This window comes from Pseudomonas sp. F(2018) (genome assembly GCF_005508865.1).
Classification (GTDB): Bacteria; Pseudomonadota; Gammaproteobacteria; order Pseudomonadales; family Pseudomonadaceae; genus Aquipseudomonas.
Genome location: NZ_SCOM01000006.1, coordinates 135,316 through 153,325, shown reverse-complemented (window position 1 = coordinate 153,325; position 18,010 = coordinate 135,316). Strand labels below are relative to the sequence as shown.

The window sequence follows — 18,010 nt, the reverse complement described above, 5'->3', positions numbered from 1 at the left end:
GCGGCACCCGGCACGGCCTATTCCACCGAAATAATAAGAAAGGCGGGCATGACAATGGCGGCAGTTTCCAGATTCGCGTTCAAGGGCATTTGCCTGGCGGCACTTGCGTTCTCCATGGCGTATTCCGGCAGTGCGCAGGCTGTGCAGGCCAGGGATTACATCCCGCTGCCGGATGGCACATCGGTCGTCCAGTTCCTGCATTTGCACGGTACCGGCGATGAGCTTTATTCGCGTGGTCACAAGGTGTCGGATGACTTCGACCTGAGCTCGGATATCAACGTGCTGATGCCGGTCTACTACTCGACCCTGTTTGGCATGCCGGCCATTTATGAGGCCATCATTCCGTTTGGCCGCGCCAGTGTCACCGGCGATGCCGTCGCCACCGTCGACGCGAAGTACAAGCGCAGCTCAGGGCTGGCGGACCCCTCCTTTCTGGTGGGGTTCTGGCCGATCCATGACGAGGCCTCGAAAACCTGGCTGGGCGTCAGCGGCTGGGTGACCGCTCCGCTGGGTGAGTACGATGCGGACAACATCATCAACCTGGGCCGTAATCAGTGGGCGTTCAAGGCACAGGTGGGGCTGGTCAAGGGCTTCGGCGATTTCCGCGCAGAGCTGATCCCCTCGGTCGAGTTCTATTCGCACAACGACGATCATGTGGGTAGCCAGAACCTGAAGCGCGATCCTCTTTACGCCGTGGAAACCCACTTCAGCTATGACGTGAATCCCTCGTTGCTGGTGTCCCTGGATGCCTTCCATTCACGTGGTGGAGCGACCGAGGTTTCCGGGGTGACCCTGGATCGAGACGTCAGCTCCACCGCCTTGCAGCTGACGACACGCTTTGCCCTGGCCCCCAATCAGTTCCTGCATGTGCAATACCTGCAGGACGTTCGCGTCAAGGAAGGCCCGAAGGTCGACAACCGCTTCAGTGTCCAGTTCACCCATGCCTTCTAACCCGGCGGCAGGCCGTGGCGGGTGGTGGCAGCTCAACGATGACGTTATTGGGTGAATCGCATATGAAAAATTCCAGGCTTCTCATAGTCGGCTTGTTGCTGGCGCTGTTGGGCAGCTTCACTGCTTCGCGCATCCAGTCGGGCAGTGGGGCGATCGATGTTGTCGATGTGGTGATTGCCGGCAAGAACGGCGCGCGCCTGAGTGCGCTCATGTTTGTCCCCGAAGGCGTTAGTGCCAGCACGCCGGCCCCGGCGGTGGTCATTGCCCATGGTTATGTGAACCAGAAGGAGGTCATGAGCAATTTCAGTCTCGAGTTCGCGCGGCGCGGTTACGTGGTGCTGGCACCGGACCTGTCCGGGCATGGCGGGTCGCAGGTCATTCCCGATGATGGCAGCCGGGGCGTGGGCGACATGCTGCGCTACGTGCACGCCTTGCCCTTCGTCCATCCCGATCATGTCGGTCTGGTTGGGCATTCCATGGGCGGCTGGTCTGTCGTCACCGCGGCGCTGGAAAACCGCGAGCTGGTGAGAACCGTTGTGGTGGTAGGGTCGTCGCAGGGAGGGCACGAGGCCGGCTTCATGCTCGGTGCGCCGAGCGTATCGGAGGATGCCGGTTTCAACTTCGGTGTCGAGTTCGGCAAGTACGACGAGTTCGTGGCGATCAACTACTTCGACCAGAAGAAAGCAGTCGACTTCGTTGACAGTAAATGGCTGAAAAATCCGTTCAACACCGAAGAGAGGGTCGTGCTGGGCAAGGCATATGGTGATTTCGCCAGAGGCACGGGGCGCATCGCCACGCAATCGGCCGAGACGCATGCCGGCGTGCACCAATCCAGCAGCGCCATTGCCAATGTTCTGGGCATGTTCCAGCGGTCGTCGCCTGCACCGCTGCAAAAGGACCTCTTGGATCAGGTCTGGCAGTTCAAGGAGGCCGCCAGTCTGGTTGCCTATGTCGGGTTGATCCTGTTCATGCTGGGCCTATTTATCAAGTTGCTGGCAATGGCGCCGCTGAGCGCCGTCGCGCAAGCGGCCATCCCCAGGGCGCCGCAGTCACCGCTGGTGTATGCCGCCTGCGCTGTATTGATCGTCGCAGCTGCGGCGCTTCTGCTGGTGCCTTTGCAGATGTGGGCGATGCACACGCTGGGTGTCAGCGAAACCTTTCCGCTGCTGTTCGCCAATACCTCGATTGTCTATTTCGGTGCTATCCAGTTGGGCTTCCTTTGCCTGTTCTGTATCTGGCACCTGCTGATCGGCCGCAGGCGTGGCGAGACGCTGCTGACCTACGGGCTCTCCACTAACCCTGCAGTGATGGAGTTCGACTGGCGCTACCTGGCCAAGGCGCTGAGCGTGGCGCTGATCACGGTCGCCGGCGGTTACACGCTCCTGGCCTGGATATATGGCTTCTGGCATGTCGACGTGCGCTGGTGGATGCTGCTGATCCGGCCGCTGGAGGCCCATCGTTTCAGCGTGGCGTTCGCCTATGTCATTCCGTTCGTGGCGATCTTCTTCATCAACAACCTGCTGGCCTTTGGCTGGCTGCGCCTGAAGGACTTCGGCAGTGATCTGCGCAACAACCTGATCTGGACGCTGGCGCTGTTCGTGGTCAACTCCCTGGGTGTGGCACTGGTCATCGCGGCGCAAATGGGCTCGCTGTACACCACGGGGCAGCCTTATATCGGCGAGGTGGGCTATGACACCCTGATGGTCATTCTGGGTAACGGCTTCCTCCCGCTGTTCGCCGTGACCAGCGTGTTCTCGACCTATTGCTACCGACGTACGGGCAACATCTATACCGGCGCACTGCTCTGCGGGCTGCTGACCACCTGGATGGTTGTTTGCTATCAGCCGTTCTGACACGGCGCGCGTATAGCAAGGCCAGCCCTGTTAAGAGGGCTGGCCTTTCTGTTTGGCTGGCAGATGGAGCGTTCCGGGGCAGATGGCGCTCAGGCACGCGCGGCGGCGGAGGGCAAGACGATCCGCGTCTGGAGGCCCTTGCCGAACAGGCGGCCGGGTGGGACGCCCCACATGGAGCAGAAATAGTTGCTGTAATGGGGCTGGTCGGAGAACCCCGCGTTCAGCGCCGCGTCCGTGAGGTTTTCTCCCCGTCCGATGGCCAGCACGGACTCGTAGAGCCGGTGCCAGAGACGGTAGCGGCGGATGGGCACGCCCGTCTGCAGCTTGAACAATTGCACCAGTCGCGGCACCGACAGCTCTGCCATTTCCGCCAGCGCCGCCACCGGCAGGTTCTCCTGGAAGGACTGCTTGATGGAAGCGACCACCTGGGTGATGCGCCCATCGATGGTCGAGACGCCATCGCCGTTCGCGTAGCCATAGGCGAGCAGGCGGTCCAGCCGATAGTAGGCATCGTCGGAACTGGCCGGCTGTCTGTACAAGGCGCCCAGTTCCTCCTTGAAATCCGCCTCGGCGCGCAGCTCGACCCCAATGCCCTCGGACTCGCTGCGCAAGCAGCCGCCGATATGCAGGTAATCCTCGCCGAAGACATCGAGATGGCAGATCGCAACTACCTCGCCGCGCGAATCTATCGTCACCGATTGCCCCGCCGGGATCACGAAGCTGTGGCAGCGCGTGGCCTGTTTTCCGGCGCTGAAGACAATCGGTTTGCCCAGGCTGACCACCAGGGTGGCGGCGCCATAGGCCACGCGCACGGGATCGGACAACAGCCCAAGAAAGAGGGTGCGCTTGCTCCAGGGGTACATGAGCGTTTCCCTGACGTGCTGGTGATAAACGTCCATCACAGGTTGCCTCCCGAGGCGGGCGGTGAAGAGCGATCGGCCGCTCGCGATATGCGAGTCGCACGATAGCGGCGGCTGGCGGGCACGGCCAGCGTGCCATCCGCCACCGGCTTGCGTGGTGATCCGGCGGCCATCATCAAAAATTACAATCCCTGCTTTTTTTCACCCGCTAAGGTGGCAGCGCAACACCGGAACGCGCGCCGCAGAGCGCTCGCCGGGCCGAACAATAAGAAAGAAAACTATCGGATACGCTCATGTCCTTCAGCCGCCCCCAGCCTGAAATCCGGTCGCGCCGGACGCCCCGGCAGCATCGTTCAGTCATGACGGTCGATGCAATCCTGGAAGCAGCCGCCACCCTGTTTGCCCGTGATGGATTCGAACGGACCAGCACGACCCGGATCGCCGAGCTGGCAGGAGTCAGCGTAGGCTCGTTGTACGAGTATTTCTCCAACAAGGACTCGTTGCTGGCTTACCTCATCAAGCGTCACTGCGACCAGATGCTCGAGCATGTCGCGCAGCGGCTGCGGGCGATGCAGGAGCGCCAGGTGATGGCCGCGCTCGCGGTGTTCATCGACTCGATCCACGAGAGTTACGCGATCAATATTCCCCTGCAGCGGGTGCTGATCGAACACCTGGGCAGGATCAGCAAGCCTCATCACTTCGAACGCGTATCCGGCGCGCTGATCAGCTTGCTCGAAGAGCATCTGCACGGGTGCGCCGAGGAGCTGTCCGGGGCCAATGTTCGTCGGGCGCTGTATGTTGTCGAGTGCATCGTCGAGTCCTTGATTCACCGCTCCATCCTGTTCGACGCGCATTTCTTTCATTGCGAACTCAAGGAGCAACTGCTGACGATGTCCGCCAACTGTCTCGGTCTCGCCACTGCGCGCAACTGAGTGGGGCGGCAGGCGTCGGGCCGCTCAGTCGCGACCGGGCCTAACGTTGCAGGCTCTTTGTTTCAGACCTTCAGTCTGCCGACCTGGCCGCGTAACCGGTTGGCGAGCTCCAGCAGCTCGGTGCAGGCCTGGCGGGTTTGCTGGGCCGCATCGACACCGAGGTTGGTCGTGTCGTGGATTCGAGTGATGCTGCGATTTATCTCCTCCGCCGTGGCCGCCTGTTCTTCCGTCGCGCTGGCGATCTGCAGGGCCATCTGGCTAACGGTTGTCACCGAGTAAATGATCTGCTCCAGCGCCTGCCCGGCGCGTGTCGAGTCCTCCACCGGGCGCTTCGCGGCGTCGACGTTGGCAGATATCTGCGCGGTCGCACGGCGTGCGCCCTGCTGCACCCGCTCGATGATTTCCTTGATCTCCAGGGTCGAGGCCTGGGTCCGCATGGCCAGGGTGCGCACCTCGTCGGCCACCACGGCGAAGCCCCGTCCATGCTCACCTGCCCTGGCCGCTTCGATGGCTGCGTTGAGGGCCAGCAGGTTGGTCTGCTCAGCGATCGAAGTGATGACGTCCAGTACCCTCTCGACCCTGGCGGAGTCCCCCGCCAGTTGCTCGACGACGACGGCGCTGTCGGCCAGCGCGTGGGAAAGCGTCTGAATCGAGCTGATCGTCGCCTGTACCACTTCGCGTCCATCGGCGGCTTGCCGCTCGGCATGCTGGGTGGCCGTGGCGGCGGTCGAGGTGTTGTGGGCTACTTCCTGTACCGTGGCCACCATTTCGCTCATGGCCGTCGCCAGGCTGTCCGTCTCGCTGTGCTGGCTGTGCATTCCCTGCTGGGCGTGAAGCGTGATCGTTTCCAGCGTGCCGCTGGTTGCCGATATAAGATTGCTGGCGTCGGCCATGCTGCAGGTTATCTGGTGGGCAGCCTGCATCAGATGGTTGAAGTTTTTGGACATCCCGCTCAGCTCGTCATCGCCTTCGACCGGCAGGCGCAGGCTGAGGTCGGTCGTGCCTCGGGTGGCGCCGGCCAATGCCCTGGCGGTATCGGCCAACGGCCGGATGATGCTGCCAGCGAAGAGCCAGGCAAGCACACCGATTGCTGCGAGGGCCAGGCCGGCGGCAATGGCCGGACCGATGAGGGCCCGATTGACGACGTCGCGGACGTCCTGAGGGTGAATCCCGCTGACCAGCACCCAACCCCAGGGGGCGAACAGTTTTGCTTCCGAGATCTTGCTTTCGGGCGTATCGGACCCCGGGCGCGGAAACGCATATTCGATCACGGTGCTGCCGTGGCTCTGGGCGCCGTCGACGATATCGCGGACGAACAGTCGGCCCTGGGCGTCCTTGAAGTCGAAGATGTTCTTGGCATTCAGCTCGGGGGCGGTGGGGTGCATCACCATGATGTAGTCGAGGCCAGTGATCCATAAATAGTTGTCGCCCAGGTAGCGTATGGTGCCTATCACCTCGGCGGCCTGCCGCTTTGCCTCGGCGAGGCCGATATGCCCGGCCTGAACCTGCCGGTCATAGTGATCCAGAATATTGGCGGCGGTGGTAAGCGCCGCCCCCACGCCGCCCATCTTCTCGTCGAACAGGTTCTGGTGCAGCACGCGGCTGAACCAGAGACTCAAGACCACCATCAATACGGCCATGCTGCTGACCAGCATGACCACTCGGGTACTGATGCGAAAGCTTCTGAGGGTTGGCAAGGTAGGCCCCTGGTTATTGAGTTTTTGACAGGGCTGGAGGCGGCGTCCTGCGAGGTGGGGGCCGGCCGTTCGCCGAGCGCCGCCGCGGGGCGCTGTTCGAATGGCGAGGTGGTGGCGGCCGCCAGCTGCGTCGGGGGTGGGTTACAGGGTGTTTTTCAGCACCGAGCCCATGGTGAACGACCCCAGATTGCTCTGTCCGCCATCGATGACGACCACCGTTCCATTGATGTAGCTGGCGGCCCCGCTGGCCAGGAACAGCGCGAGATTGGCGATCTCCTCGCGCCGCCCGGCCCGCCCGGACGGTATGCCCTGCAGCAGCTGGGCCCAACTTTGCTCGCCCTCCGGTGCCAGCCGACTCATGCCTTCGGTCTGATCGACCGGGCCGGGAGCAATGGCATTGCAGCGTATGCCCTCTGCCGCCCATTCCACGCTCAGTGACCTGACCAGCATCTCGACACCGGCCTTGGCGGCGCAGACATGCGCCTGGCCAAACATGGGCAGGCTGGACTGGACGGCGGAAATGGCTAGGAGGCTGGCTGGGCGGCGAAGGAAATCGTATGCCGTGCGGAAGGTGTTGAAGGTGCCCATCAGGTCGATATCCACCACGGTGCGGAACCCGTTGGCGGACAGTTTATTGGCCTTGGCGACGAAGTTGCCGGCGGCGCCCGCCACACAGATGTTGATCGGCCCGAAGCGCTGGCAGGCTTCAACCATGGCCTGGGTGAGCGCTTGTATGTCGCGCACATCCGCGGAGAAGCCCGCCGCCCTACCACCGGCCGCATTGATGTCGGCTGCAGCAGCCTGGGCTTTGTCCAGGTTGCGGCCAACGATCGAGACACTGGCCCCTTGGCTGGCGAACAGCTTGGCGATGCTCAGGTTTATCCCGCTGCCTGCGCCGGTGAGAAACGCGTGCTGACCTTGCAGCACTTCGCTGCCGAATATCTGTGTCATGGCTGTCCCAGTTCATTTGCCGCTGCGGTTGCCAGGGTGTAGTGCGCGAACTGTTTGCGTAGCTCGGTCTTGAGCAACTTGCCCGTGGCGCCATGGGGCAGCTGCGCGACCAGTTCGATGGCATCGGGCACCCACCACTTGGCCAGGCGCTCGCTGAGGAACGCCCTGAGGGCCTGGGCGTCGAGGTTGGAGCCATCGCGGATGACACAGACCAGCAGCGGCCTTTCGACCCATTTCGGATGCGGGATGCCGATGACGCCGGCCTCTAGAACATCCGGGTGCGCCGTAGCGGCATCCTCGAGTGTCACCGAGCTGATCCATTCCCCACCGGACTTTATGAGGTCCTTGCTGCGGTCGACGATCTGCATGAAACCGTGGGGGTCGATCGTCGCAATATCACCGGTGTCGAACCATCCGTCCGGGCGTGCGCCGGCGATACCGCCCGCATAGGTGTCGACGACCCAGGGGCCGCGTACCAGCAGATGGCCAGCGCTCTTGTCATCCCAGGGCTGCTCTCCGCCGGCTTCGTCCTCAAGCCGGAACAGGATGCCGGGAATAGCTCGGCCCTGTTTCTTCTTGAAGGCCAGGGTTTCGACGGGTTGCTGTCGAGAGGCTGGGGTCGGCTGGTTGACGGCCCCGGTCGGGCTGATCTCGGTCATGCCCCAGGCGTGCAGTACCTCCACGCCGTGAAGCTCCTCCAGGGTGTGCAGCATGCTTTCCGAGGCGGCTGAGCCGCCGATCAGCGCGCGCTCGAGAGAGGAAAAGCCGTGCCCCGACTTTTTCACGTGCTCGAGTATGCCCAGCCAGACTGTTGGCACGCCCGCCGCCAGGGTGACGTGCTGCTGTTCGCAGAGGGTGTAGAGGCTTTGGCCGTCCAGGTATTCGCCGGGAAACACGATGCGGGCGCCCACCAGCGGCAGACTGTAGGGCAAGCCCCAGGCGTTGACATGGAACATCGGCACGATCGGCATGACGGTCTCGCGCGCGGACAACCTGAAAGAGTCGGGTAGGGCGCTGGCATAGGCGTGCAGCACCGTCGAGCGGTGGGAGTAGGTCACCCCTTTGGGTTTGCCGGTGGTGCCGGAGGTGTAGCACAGGCCGCACGGGCTGTTTTCATCCAGCGTCGGCCAGTCGAGGGTGCCGTCGGATTCGGCGGCCAGCAGGCGTTCGTAAGCCTGCAGGTCCACCCGGGCGGACGACCAGTCGGTCGCCGAGTCGTCCAGCACGATGAAGTGCTCGACGCTTTGCAGTTCGGGCAGCAGTTCTATGACCAGTGGCAGGAAGGCGCGGTCGAAGCACAGCACCCGGTCCTGGGCGTGGTTGGCGATCCAGGCGACATCCGCTGCGTGCAGACGTGGATTGATCGTATGGCAGACCAGTCCCATGCCAGCGGTGGCGTAGTACAGCTCAAAGTGCCGGTAGTTGTTCCAGGCGAGGGTCGCGATGCGATCGCCCTGTTGCAGATTCAGACGGGCCAGGGCCCTGCCCAGCTGGCATATGCGCCGGTAAGCGCTGGCATAGGTGTAGCAGTGCAGCTGGTTGCTGGGCTCTCGGCTGACGATCTCGGCCTGGGGGTGATTGGATGCGGCGTGCCTGATGATGCTGATCACGTTCAGAGGCACTTCCATCATGCTGCCTAGCATCGTCTTTTCTCACCCGCGGGCTGATTGGGAAGTGAAATTCTAAGAAGCGCTGCTGGGCCCCGCTATTCGGGTCATGACAGCGGCGGCGAGGCCGTCCCGCCAGGGGTTCTAGCGGGGGTGTATGCCCGCTCATTCAGGTTTCGCGCGGGCAGAGGTTCTGCATTTCCGGAGGGGCTCCTGACTGGCCGGGCGGGTAGCAGGTTGATACCGAGTCGTCGGGAGGGCTGGCTTTGGCTCATGGCGGAGTATCTCGGCGGAGGGGCTGCGGTTGCTATTCGGTTCCGCAAGGGTCGCGTCCCGGGTCTTGCCTGCCGCATCTTGTGATCAGGGCGATTTGTGCAGCATTTCGGACGTTTTGTTAAGGATCGAAAACAGTCAATCAGGCAGGCGACAACCGGGTGCAAAAGCGCGGCAATTTTCGGTTGATCTGTGGGGCTCATGGTCCTAAAGTTCGCGCCCGAACGCTCATGCTGGAAACGATCCATCCGGCTCAAGTACTGACGACGAGAGACCTTCCGGGTACTCGGCGACATGCCTTGGGAAGTAGGCGAACCAAAGTGGGGAAACTGATCAGGCGTTCGCGGCTCGTAATACAGAGCCACTCCCTCTTTCAATAACGTGTTTTGCCATTTGGAGTCCCGAGCATGTCGATCAAGGTCGAAGACTATTTCGCACCCGAAACTTTCAAGCGCATGAAGGCGTTTGCCGATCAGCAAGAAACCCCCTTCGTGGTGATCGACAAGCAGACCATCTCCAATTCCTACGATCAGCTGGTCAACTGCTTCCCCTTCGCCAAGATCTACTACGCGGTGAAGGCCAACCCGGCCATCGAGATCACCGAGCTGCTGCGTGACAAGGGCTCCAACTTCGACATCGCCTCGATCTACGAGCTGGACAAGGTCATGAGTGCCGGCGTCGGCCCGGAGCGCATCAGCTACGGCAACACCATCAAGAAAGCCCGCGACATTCGCTACTTCTTCGAGAAGGGTGTGCGCCTGTTCGCCACGGATTCCGAGGCGGACCTGCGCAATATCGCCAAGGCCGCGCCGGGCGCCAAGGTCTACGTGCGTATCCTCACCGAGGGTTCGACCAGCGCCGACTGGCCGCTCTCCCGCAAGTTCGGCTGCAACCCGGACATGGCCCTGGATCTGCTGATCCTGGCCAAGCAGCTGGGCCTGGTGCCGTACGGCATCTCCTTCCATGTCGGCTCGCAGCAGCGCGACATCGACGTGTGGGACGCCGCCATCGCCAAGGTCAAGGTGATCTTCGAGCGTCTGAAAGAAGAAGACGGCATCACCCTGCAGATGATCAACATGGGTGGCGGCTTCCCGGCCAACTACATCCAGCGCACCAACGATCTGGAGACCTACGCCGAGGAAATCACCCGCTTCCTCAAGGAAGACTTCGGTGACGAGCTGCCGGAAATCATCCTCGAGCCGGGCCGTTCGCTGATCGCCAACGCCGGTATCCTGGTCAGCGAAGTGGTGCTGATCGCGCGCAAGTCGCGTACCGCCGTGGAGCGCTGGATCTACACCGACGTGGGCAAGTTCAGCGGCCTGATCGAAACCATGGACGAGTCCATCAAGTTCCCGATCTGGACCGAGCGCAAGGGCGAGATGGAAGAAGTCATCATCGCCGGCCCAACCTGCGACAGCGCCGACATCATGTACGAGAACTACAAGTACGGCCTGCCGCTGAACCTGGCCGCCGAAGACCGCCTGTACTGGCTGTCCACCGGCGCCTACACCACCAGCTACAGCGCCGTGGAGTTCAACGGCTTCCCGCCGCTGAAGGCCTTCTACCTGTAAGCCTGTGTGGTAAAGCCAAGGCCCGCCTCGTGCGGGCCTTTTCGTTGCTGGGCTAGGCTCAGTTGCACGGCCTGGCGATTTACGCGATAACGCGCGACTTCCAGGAGGAGCGCAGATGTCCCGAATACTGCTGAACTGCGACATGGGCGAGAGCTACGGCGCCTGGCGCATGGGCGACGACGAGCACGCCATGCCTCTGGTGGACCAGGCCAACCTGGCCTGCGGCTTCCACGCCGGCGATCCGCTGATCATGCGCCGCAGCGTGGCCCTGGCCGTGCAGCATGGCGTGAGCATCGGCGCCCATCCTTCCTATCCCGATCTGCAGGGCTTCGGCCGTCGCCACCTGAATTGCTCGCCGGACGAGGTCACCGCCCTGGTGCTGTATCAGCTCGGTGCGCTGGACGCCTTCTGCCGCGCTGCCGGCGCCCAGGTCGCCTACGTCAAGCCGCATGGCGCGCTGTACAACGACCTGGTGCGCGACGATGCGCTGTTCGATGCGGTACTGGCGGCCTGCGCCTCGTACCGCCAAGGCCTGCCGCTGATGGTCCTGGCCCTGGCCGACAATACGCGCGAGCGCCGCCTGGCCGAGGCGGCGGGCGTGCCGCTGCTGTTCGAGGCCTTCGCCGACCGCGCCTATCTCGCCGACGGCCAGCTGGCGCCGCGGCGCCTGGCCGGTGCGGTGCACCAGCAGCCCGAACGCATCCTCCAGCAGGCGCTGGCCATCGCCGCCGGCGAGGCCTTCACCGATATCGATGGCAAACCTTTGCAGCTGCAGGCCGATAGCCTCTGCGTGCACGGCGACAACGCCGAGTCGCTGGCCGTGCTGCGTCGGCTGCGAGCCCTGCTGGACGCCCTGTGATCCGCCTCGAGCCGGCCGGCGCCGAAGCCCTGCTGCTGGTGCTGGCCGAGCAGCCGACGCCCGACCTGCCGCTGCGCATCGCCGCGCTGGCCGAGCGCATTCGTCGCGAGCTGGGGCCGCTGCTCACCGATCTGGTGCCCGGCTGGACCAGCCTGCTGCTGCACTACGACCTGCTGCGCACCGATCATCTGCAACTGGCCGAGCGGCTCACGCCGCTGCTGGATGCCTGGCTGGCGGCGCCTGTGGTGAGCGATGCAGGGCGCCTGCATGAGATTCCCGTGTGGTATGCCGGCGAGGACCTGGCCGACGTGGCGCGCAGCTGCCGGCTGTCGGTGGAGCAGGTGATTGAACTGCACAGCGCCACCGAGTACCGGGTCGGCGCCATCGGCTTCGCTCCCGGCTTCGCCTATCTGGGCGAGCTGCACGAGCGCCTGGCTCTGCCGCGCCGGGCCACGCCACGCACTCTGGTGCCGGCCGGCAGCCTGGCCATTGCCGAGCGGCAGACCGCCATCTACCCGCAGGCCTCGCCCGGAGGCTGGCATTTGCTCGGACTAAGCCCGTCGCCCCTGTTTGACGCGGCCCGCACGCCGCCTTGCCCGCTGGCGCTCGGTGATCGGGTGCGCTTCTCGCCCATCGACCAGGCGCGCTACCGCGCCGAGCTGCGCCAATGAGCGGCCTGCTCGTCGTGCGTGCGGGGCCGCAGAGCCTGCTGCTGGATGGCGGGCGCGCTGGCTGGCAGCACCTCGGGGTGTCGCCCAGTGGTCCACAGGACCTGCATGCGGCCGCCTGGGCCAACCGACTGCTGGGCAATCCACCGGGCACGCCGTTGCTGGAGATCGCCTTGGGCGATGCGGAGCTGCACAGCCGCGTGGATACCTGGCTGGCCCTGACCGGCGCCGATACGCCGTTGAGCGTCGATGGTAAGCCACTGCCCGGCTGGGCTCGCTTCGCCGTGCGTGCCGGCCAGCGGATTCGCCTGGGTTATGCACGCAACGGCCAGCGTGCCTATCTGGCGGTAGCGGGTGGTTTTCGTGCGGCGCCGCTGCTGGGCAGTGTCAGCACCCAGTTGCGCGAGGGCCTGGGTGGCCTGGATGGTCGCGGCGGCAAGTTGGCTGTCGAGGATGAACTGCTCTGTGGCTCGGCTCATTTCGCCTGCGCCGCCAGCGTGCCCTGGCCCTACCTGCCGGACTATCGCGCCGCGCCCCTGCTGCGGGTGATCACCGGTGGCGACGCGGTGGAGTTCAGCGAGGCCGCGCTGGCCACATTCTTCGAGCAGAGCTGGCAGCTCAGCCCGCAATCCGATCGCATGGGCGCGCGCCTGCAGGGTGAGGCGGTATCGGCGCCACAACGGCAGTGGTCGCTCGGCGTGGCCCGTGGCGCCATCCAGGTGCCGCCGGATGGACAGCCGATCATCCTGCAGGCCGATCGCCAGACCATGGGTGGCTATCCCATCCTCGGCTGGCTGCACCCGCTGGACCAATGGCGCCTGGCGCAATGCCCGGCGCAACAGAAACTGCGTTTCACCCAGGTCAGCGTCAGCGACGCCCAGGCCGAATTGCGCGAGTTCTATCGCTTCTTCAACAACTGACCGCCCAGAAAAGGCGAAGGCGCCACGGTGGGCGCCTTCTGGCTTTCGAGCTGTGCACACATCATCGCTTGCCGGCTCCTGACTCCATGGGGATTACTCAGGCGATGTTGCTAGCGGTGCGGTCGAAGCCATCTTCGGCGACGTTGCTGCCAGTGCGATCGAAACCGTCGGCGGCAATCTTGTCACCTACACGCTCGGCGCCATCAGCGGCGATGTTGCTACCGGTGCGGTCGAAGCCGTCTTCGGCGATGTTGCTGCCAGTGCGATCGAAACCATCGGCGGCAATCTTGTCACCTACACGCTCGGAACCGTCTTCGGCCACGGCGCTGCCAGTGCGGTTGAAGCCGTCTTCGGCGACGTTGCTGCCGGTGCGATCGAAGCCATCGGCGGCTACGGCGCTGCCGGTACGGTCGAAACCGTCGGCCGCGAAGGTGATGCCGCTGGCGGCGAAGGTGGACACGAACAGGGCGGCGAGGATTTGCTTTTTCATTGTTTGGTGCTCCGGGGTAGGGGTTGAAGTTGTCTACGGAGCCTATGTTCGGGGAAGGTGTTCATCGAGAGAACTTGAAGCGGTCGATGCTGAAAATCATCGCTGTTGATGGTTGCTGGAGCCTCTCTAAATCAGTGCTTTCGGCTGATTATGGCTGCGTGATCTGGTGCTTTTCAGCGGGTCCTATCAGCCGTATCGATGTTCTGATGGGCAGGTTCTGCCGGCCCTTGATCACCCTGGGAGTCGTAAGTCGTTCCTGCGCACAGAAGCTTCGTGCGTGTGAGCACGGGATCATTGGTCTTGGGCGAGAGGGACAAGGCTGCTATAGCGAGGAGGGTTGGCTGCTGCGTGGAGGTTGTTTGCGCGCGGTGAGGCATTACCGAAGAGATGCGAAGAGGGCGTAGCGGATTTGGTTGCGCCTGGCGATAAACGCCTGGCTCACCGGCAGAATGCCTGCAGTAGAAAAGGCGAAGGCGCCACGGTGGGCGCCTTCTGGCTTTCGAGCTGTGCACACGTCATTGCTTGCTGGCTCCTGACTCCATAGAGACTACTCAGGCGATGTTGCTAGCGGTGCGGTCGAAGCCGTCTTCGGCGACGTTGCTGCCAGTACGGTCGAAACCATCGGCGGCGATCTTGTCACCTACACGCTCGGAACCGTCTTCGGCCACGGCGCTGCCAGTGCGGTTGAAGCCGTCTTCGGCGACGTTGCTGCCGGTGCGATCGAAGCCATCGGCGGCCACGGCGCTGCTGGTGCGATCGAAGCCATCTTCGGCGATATAGCTGCCGGTGCGGTCGAAACCGTCGGCTGCGAAGGTGATGCCGCTAGCGGCGAAGGTGGACACGAACAGGGCGGCGAGGATTTGCTTTTTCATTGTTTGGTGCTCCGGTGTAGGGGTTGAAGTTGTCTACGGAGCCTATGTTCCGGGAAGGTGTTCGCCGAGAGAACTTGAAGCGGTTAATGCTGCGCATCAGCCTTATCGATTGTTCGCGCGACGGCTCTAGCTCGGTGCTATCGTGCATAGTGCAGGTCGCTCAAGGGGTCGCCATCCGCCCATTTCCAGGTGCTGCACCCACCTTCGGCGGGTGCCCCGTCGGGCCAATAAGGCTAAGCTGACGCCTGTAAATGCCCGTCGACCTTGCTGCCTGAGCGCGCTGGAATCGCCGATAGAAACGACGGGACTGGAGCGTGAAGATGTTGCGACGGCTGTTGTGCTGTTTAGCTGTATCTGCCTTGTTCTGTGGTGTTGCGCTGGGGGGCGAGACGGGCGTCGACGCCAAGGAGCTGCACCTGGGCATGGTCAATGCCCAGAGCGGGCCGGCTGCCGACCTCGGCAAGGGCATGCTGGCCGGCGCCCAGGCCTATTTTCAGCGGATCAACGCTGTCGGCGGTGTGCATGGCCGGCGCCTGAGCCTGGTGGTGCGCGATGACGGCTACGAGCCGGCGCGTACCGCTCGCCTGACCGAAGAGCTGATCGCCTCCCGCCGCGTCTTCGCCCTGTTCGGCTATGTCGGCACGCCCACCTCGCGTGCCGCGATGCCGGCCACGCTGGCGGCCGGCGTGCCCTATCTGTTTCCGTTTTCCGGCGCCGAGGTGTTGCGCGAGCCGCTGCATCGCTGGGTATTCAATGTGCGCGCCTCCTACTTCGCCGAAACCGAATTGTTGGCGGCGCACATGACCGAGGAGCTGAAGCTGAGCCGTGTCGCCCTGCTGATGCAGAACGACTCCTTCGGCGAAACGGTCAAGGGCGGCCTGGCCGGGGCGCTGCTCAAGCGCGGCCTGCGCGTAGAGGGCGAGGCACGCATCCTGCGCAACTCGCTGGAGGTCGGCGAGGCCGTGCGCCAGCTGCTGCCGAGCCAGCCGCAGGCGATCTTCTTCGTCGGCACCTATAAACAGCTGGCCGCGGCGATCCGCGAGGCCCGCGCCCTCGGCATGCAGGCGCGCTTCTTCAGCGTGTCCTTCGTCGGCACCGACAGTTTTATCGCCGAGGCCGGTACGGATGCCGAGGGCGTATATATCTCCCAGGTGGTGCCGTCGCCCGACGACACGCGGCTGCCGCTGGTGCGCGACTACCGGGCGGACATGCGCGGCCCGCTCGGTTACGCCTCGCTGGAGGGCTATATCGGCGCTGCCGTGCTGGTGGAGGCGCTGCGCCGCACCGGGCCGCAGCCGACCCGGGCGCAGCTGGTCGAGGCCCTGGAGTCCATGGACCTGGATCTCGGCGGCTTTCGCATCCGCTTCGGGCCCAAGGACCACCAGGGCTCGGACGCGGTCTACCTGACCCGCATCGAACAGGGCCGGGCGGTGCCGGTGTTGCAGCAGCCCTGACGGCGCTAGCCGGCGATCTCCTCGGCGTGGTGGCAGGCCACCTGGCGCGCATCTATCAGGCGCAGTTCCGGCACCTCCATGCGGCAACGCTCGGTGGCGTGCGGGCAGCGCCGGTGGAAGGCGCAGCCGGGCGGCGGGTCGAGCGGGTTGGGCAGCTCACCGGCGATCTTGATCTTCGGCTTGGCCGGGTCCGGATGGATCGCCGGGGTGGCCGAGAGCAGGGCGCGGGTGTAGGGATGCAGCGGCCGCTCGTAGATCAGCGCGGCCGGGCCCATCTCGGCCGGGCGGCCGAGGTACATCACCAGCACGTCGTCGGCCACGTGCTGCACAACCGCCAGGTTGTGCGAGATAAACACGTAGCCGGTCTGATATTGCTCTTGTAAGTCCATAAACAGGTTGAGCACCTGGGCCTGGATCGACACGTCCAGCGCCGAGGTCGGCTCGTCCGCCACCAGCACCTTGGGCTGCAGCATCATCGCTCGGGCCAGAGCAATGCGCTGGCGCTGGCCGCCGGAGAACATGTGCGGGTAGCGCTGGTAATGCTCGGGGCGCAGGCCCACCTGCTGCATCATGGTCTGCACTTTCTCGCGGCGTTCGGCGCGCGACAGGCTGGTATTGATCAGCAGTGGCTCGGCCAACTGGTCGCCGATCTTCTGCCGCGGGTTGAGCGAGGCATAGGGATTCTGGAACACCATCTGCACGTCGCGGCGCAGCTGCTTGCGCTGGGCCTTGTCGGCGCCGGCCACTTCCTGCCCGGCGATCTGCAGGCTGCCGGCGCTGGGCTCCTCGATCAGGGTCAGGGCGCGGGCCAGGGTCGACTTGCCGCAGCCGGACTCGCCGACCACCGCCAGGGTCTTGCCGGCCTCCAGCGAGAAGGACACGCCGTTGAGCGCGCGCACCAGGGCGTTGGGCTTGAACAGGCCGCGGGAGATCTCGTAATGACGGGTTAGCTCGCGGGCCTCGAGGACGATGCTCATCAGGCCACCTCCGCGGTCAGGTTGAGGGGGTAGAAGCAGCGCACCGCGCCGCGCACATGCGGCTCCAGCGCCGGGCGCTGCTCGCGGCAGTGTGGCTGGGCGTAGGGGCAGCGCGGCGACAGCAGGCAGCCGACGGGGCGGTCGTAGCGGCCGGGGACTATGCCGGGCAGCGTGGCCAGGCGCTCGGCGCCCAGGCTGTGCTCGGGAATGGCCTTGAGCAGCGCCTCGGTGTAGGGGTGGGTCGGGGCGTCGAACAGGGTCGGCACGCTGCCGATCTCCACCGCTTGCCCGGCGTACATCACGCACACGCGTTGGGCGGTTTCGGCGACCACGGCCAGGTCGTGGGTGATCAGCACCAGGCCCATGCCCTCGCTGCGTTGCAGGTCCAGCAGCAGGTCCATGATCTGCGCCTGGATGGTCACGTCCAGCGCCGTGGTCGGCTCGTCGGCGATCAGCAGCTTGGGTTCGGCGGCGATGGCCATGGCGATCGCCACGCGCTGACTCATGCCGCCGGAGAGCTGGTGCGGGTAGGCGTCGAGACGGCTGGCAGCGCCGGGGATCTCCACTCGCTCCAGCAGCTGCAGGGCGCGCAGGCGGGCGGCCTTGCCCTTGAGGCCGAGGTGCTGGCGCAGCACTTCCTCGATCTGGAAGCCCACCGTGTAGCTGGGATTGAGCGCGGTCATCGGGTCCTGGAACACCATGGCCAGGTCCTTGCCCACCACCTTGCGGCGTTGCCGGCCCCTGAGAGTGAGCATGTCGTGGCCGTCGAAGCGCAGGCTGTCGGCGCGCACGATGCCGGGGGCGTCGATCAGGCCCATCAGCGCCATCATGGTCACCGATTTGCCGGAGCCGGATTCGCCTACGATGGCCAGTACTTCGCCCTTGTTCACGGACAGGTCGAGGCCGTCGACCACCGGTATGGCATCGGTCGCGCCGAAGCGCACGGACAGGTTGCGGATGTCGAGCAGACTCATAGGGCTGCCTCCGATTCGTAGCCCGGATGCAATCCGGGGTGGGCCAGCTCGGAGGTATTCCCGGATTGCATCCGGGCTACATGAAAGGTCATGGCGGGCTC

At 64.4% G+C, this 18,010-nt stretch carries 15 protein-coding genes and 2 pseudogenes; 8 read left to right on the top strand and 9 right to left on the bottom strand.

Annotated features, from left to right (window positions below; genetic code table 11):
• Window positions 1–48 precede the first annotated feature (48 nt).
• A complete protein-coding gene (locus FFS62_RS21975; RefSeq protein ID WP_137974994.1) occupies window positions 49–951 on the top strand; it encodes a transporter in 903 nt (300 codons plus the stop codon).
• A 62-nt stretch (window positions 952–1,013) separates the two neighbouring features.
• A complete protein-coding gene (locus tag FFS62_RS21970) occupies window positions 1,014–2,804 on the top strand; it encodes an alpha/beta hydrolase (RefSeq protein WP_171016388.1) in 1,791 nt (596 codons plus the stop codon).
• An 89-nt stretch (window positions 2,805–2,893) separates the two neighbouring features.
• Here the strand turns inward: FFS62_RS21970 and FFS62_RS21965 are convergent, their stop codons facing one another.
• The gene (locus tag FFS62_RS21965; protein WP_137974992.1) at window positions 2,894–3,703 is read right to left on the bottom strand and encodes an AraC family transcriptional regulator; all 810 of its coding nucleotides are present in this window, start codon (window positions 3,701–3,703) and stop codon (window positions 2,894–2,896) included.
• A gap of 254 nt (window positions 3,704–3,957) precedes the next feature.
• On the opposite strand from FFS62_RS21965, the gene FFS62_RS21960 reads away from it, so the two are divergent.
• On the top strand, window positions 3,958–4,596 hold the full coding sequence (locus tag FFS62_RS21960; RefSeq protein WP_137974991.1) for a TetR/AcrR family transcriptional regulator: 639 nt from the start codon (window positions 3,958–3,960) through the stop codon (window positions 4,594–4,596).
• A 62-nt stretch (window positions 4,597–4,658) separates the two neighbouring features.
• Here FFS62_RS21960 and FFS62_RS23745 read toward each other — a convergent pair.
• From FFS62_RS23745 to FFS62_RS21945, 4 genes and pseudogenes are all read right to left on the bottom strand, one after another.
• Window positions 4,659–5,252, bottom strand: a pseudogene (locus FFS62_RS23745) (methyl-accepting chemotaxis protein); the annotation flags it as partial.
• 264 nt (window positions 5,253–5,516) lie between these two features.
• Window positions 5,517–6,164: pseudogene (locus tag FFS62_RS23740) on the bottom strand (cache domain-containing protein); the annotation flags it as partial.
• Between the two features lie 270 nt (window positions 6,165–6,434).
• The gene (locus tag FFS62_RS21950) at window positions 6,435–7,244 is read right to left on the bottom strand and encodes an SDR family oxidoreductase (protein WP_137974989.1); all 810 of its coding nucleotides are present in this window, start codon (window positions 7,242–7,244) and stop codon (window positions 6,435–6,437) included.
• Complete coding sequence (locus tag FFS62_RS21945; protein WP_256662347.1) at window positions 7,241–8,872, bottom strand: long-chain-fatty-acid--CoA ligase; 1,632 nt, start codon at window positions 8,870–8,872, stop codon at window positions 7,241–7,243. Before FFS62_RS21945 ends, FFS62_RS21950 begins: the two co-directional genes overlap by 4 nt.
• A 659-nt stretch (window positions 8,873–9,531) precedes the next feature.
• Between FFS62_RS21945 and FFS62_RS21940 the strand changes: the two genes are divergently transcribed.
• The 4 genes from FFS62_RS21940 (at window position 9,532) to FFS62_RS21925 (ending at window position 13,142) form a co-directional block, all read left to right on the top strand.
• Window positions 9,532–10,695: a type III PLP-dependent enzyme gene (locus FFS62_RS21940; protein ID WP_043309189.1), complete on the top strand. Its 1,164-nt coding sequence runs from the start codon at window positions 9,532–9,534 to the stop codon at window positions 10,693–10,695.
• Window positions 10,696–10,810: 115 nt separating this feature from the next.
• Window positions 10,811–11,554 (top strand): 5-oxoprolinase subunit PxpA, encoded by a 744-nt coding sequence (locus FFS62_RS21935; RefSeq protein WP_137974987.1) that lies wholly within the window; start codon window positions 10,811–10,813, stop codon window positions 11,552–11,554.
• The gene (gene pxpB / locus FFS62_RS21930; RefSeq protein ID WP_137974986.1) at window positions 11,551–12,225 is read left to right on the top strand and encodes a 5-oxoprolinase subunit PxpB; all 675 of its coding nucleotides are present in this window, start codon (window positions 11,551–11,553) and stop codon (window positions 12,223–12,225) included. The genes FFS62_RS21935 and pxpB overlap by 4 nt, the downstream gene beginning before the upstream one ends.
• On the top strand, window positions 12,222–13,142 hold the full coding sequence (locus tag FFS62_RS21925; protein ID WP_137974985.1) for a biotin-dependent carboxyltransferase family protein: 921 nt from the start codon (window positions 12,222–12,224) through the stop codon (window positions 13,140–13,142). The genes pxpB and FFS62_RS21925 overlap by 4 nt, the downstream gene beginning before the upstream one ends.
• 97 nt (window positions 13,143–13,239) lie before the next feature.
• Here the strand turns inward: FFS62_RS21925 and FFS62_RS21920 are convergent, their stop codons facing one another.
• The gene (locus FFS62_RS21920; RefSeq protein WP_137974984.1) at window positions 13,240–13,632 is read right to left on the bottom strand and encodes a heme utilization protein; all 393 of its coding nucleotides are present in this window, start codon (window positions 13,630–13,632) and stop codon (window positions 13,240–13,242) included.
• A 551-nt stretch (window positions 13,633–14,183) separates the two neighbouring features.
• Window positions 14,184–14,504: a hypothetical protein gene (locus FFS62_RS21915; RefSeq protein WP_137974983.1), complete on the bottom strand. Its 321-nt coding sequence runs from the start codon at window positions 14,502–14,504 to the stop codon at window positions 14,184–14,186.
• A gap of 359 nt (window positions 14,505–14,863) precedes the next feature.
• On the opposite strand from FFS62_RS21915, the gene FFS62_RS21910 reads away from it, so the two are divergent.
• Complete coding sequence (locus FFS62_RS21910; RefSeq protein WP_171016387.1) at window positions 14,864–15,958, top strand: ABC transporter substrate-binding protein; 1,095 nt, start codon at window positions 14,864–14,866, stop codon at window positions 15,956–15,958.
• A gap of 5 nt (window positions 15,959–15,963) precedes the next feature.
• Here the strand turns inward: FFS62_RS21910 and FFS62_RS21905 are convergent, their stop codons facing one another.
• Window positions 15,964–16,935: a peptide ABC transporter ATP-binding protein gene (locus FFS62_RS21905; RefSeq protein WP_137974981.1), complete on the bottom strand. Its 972-nt coding sequence runs from the start codon at window positions 16,933–16,935 to the stop codon at window positions 15,964–15,966.
• Window positions 16,935–17,909, bottom strand: coding sequence for an ABC transporter ATP-binding protein (locus FFS62_RS21900; RefSeq protein WP_137974980.1), 975 nt, complete (start codon window positions 17,907–17,909; stop codon window positions 16,935–16,937). Before FFS62_RS21900 ends, FFS62_RS21905 begins: the two co-directional genes overlap by 1 nt.
• Between the last annotated feature and the right edge of the window lie 101 nt (window positions 17,910–18,010).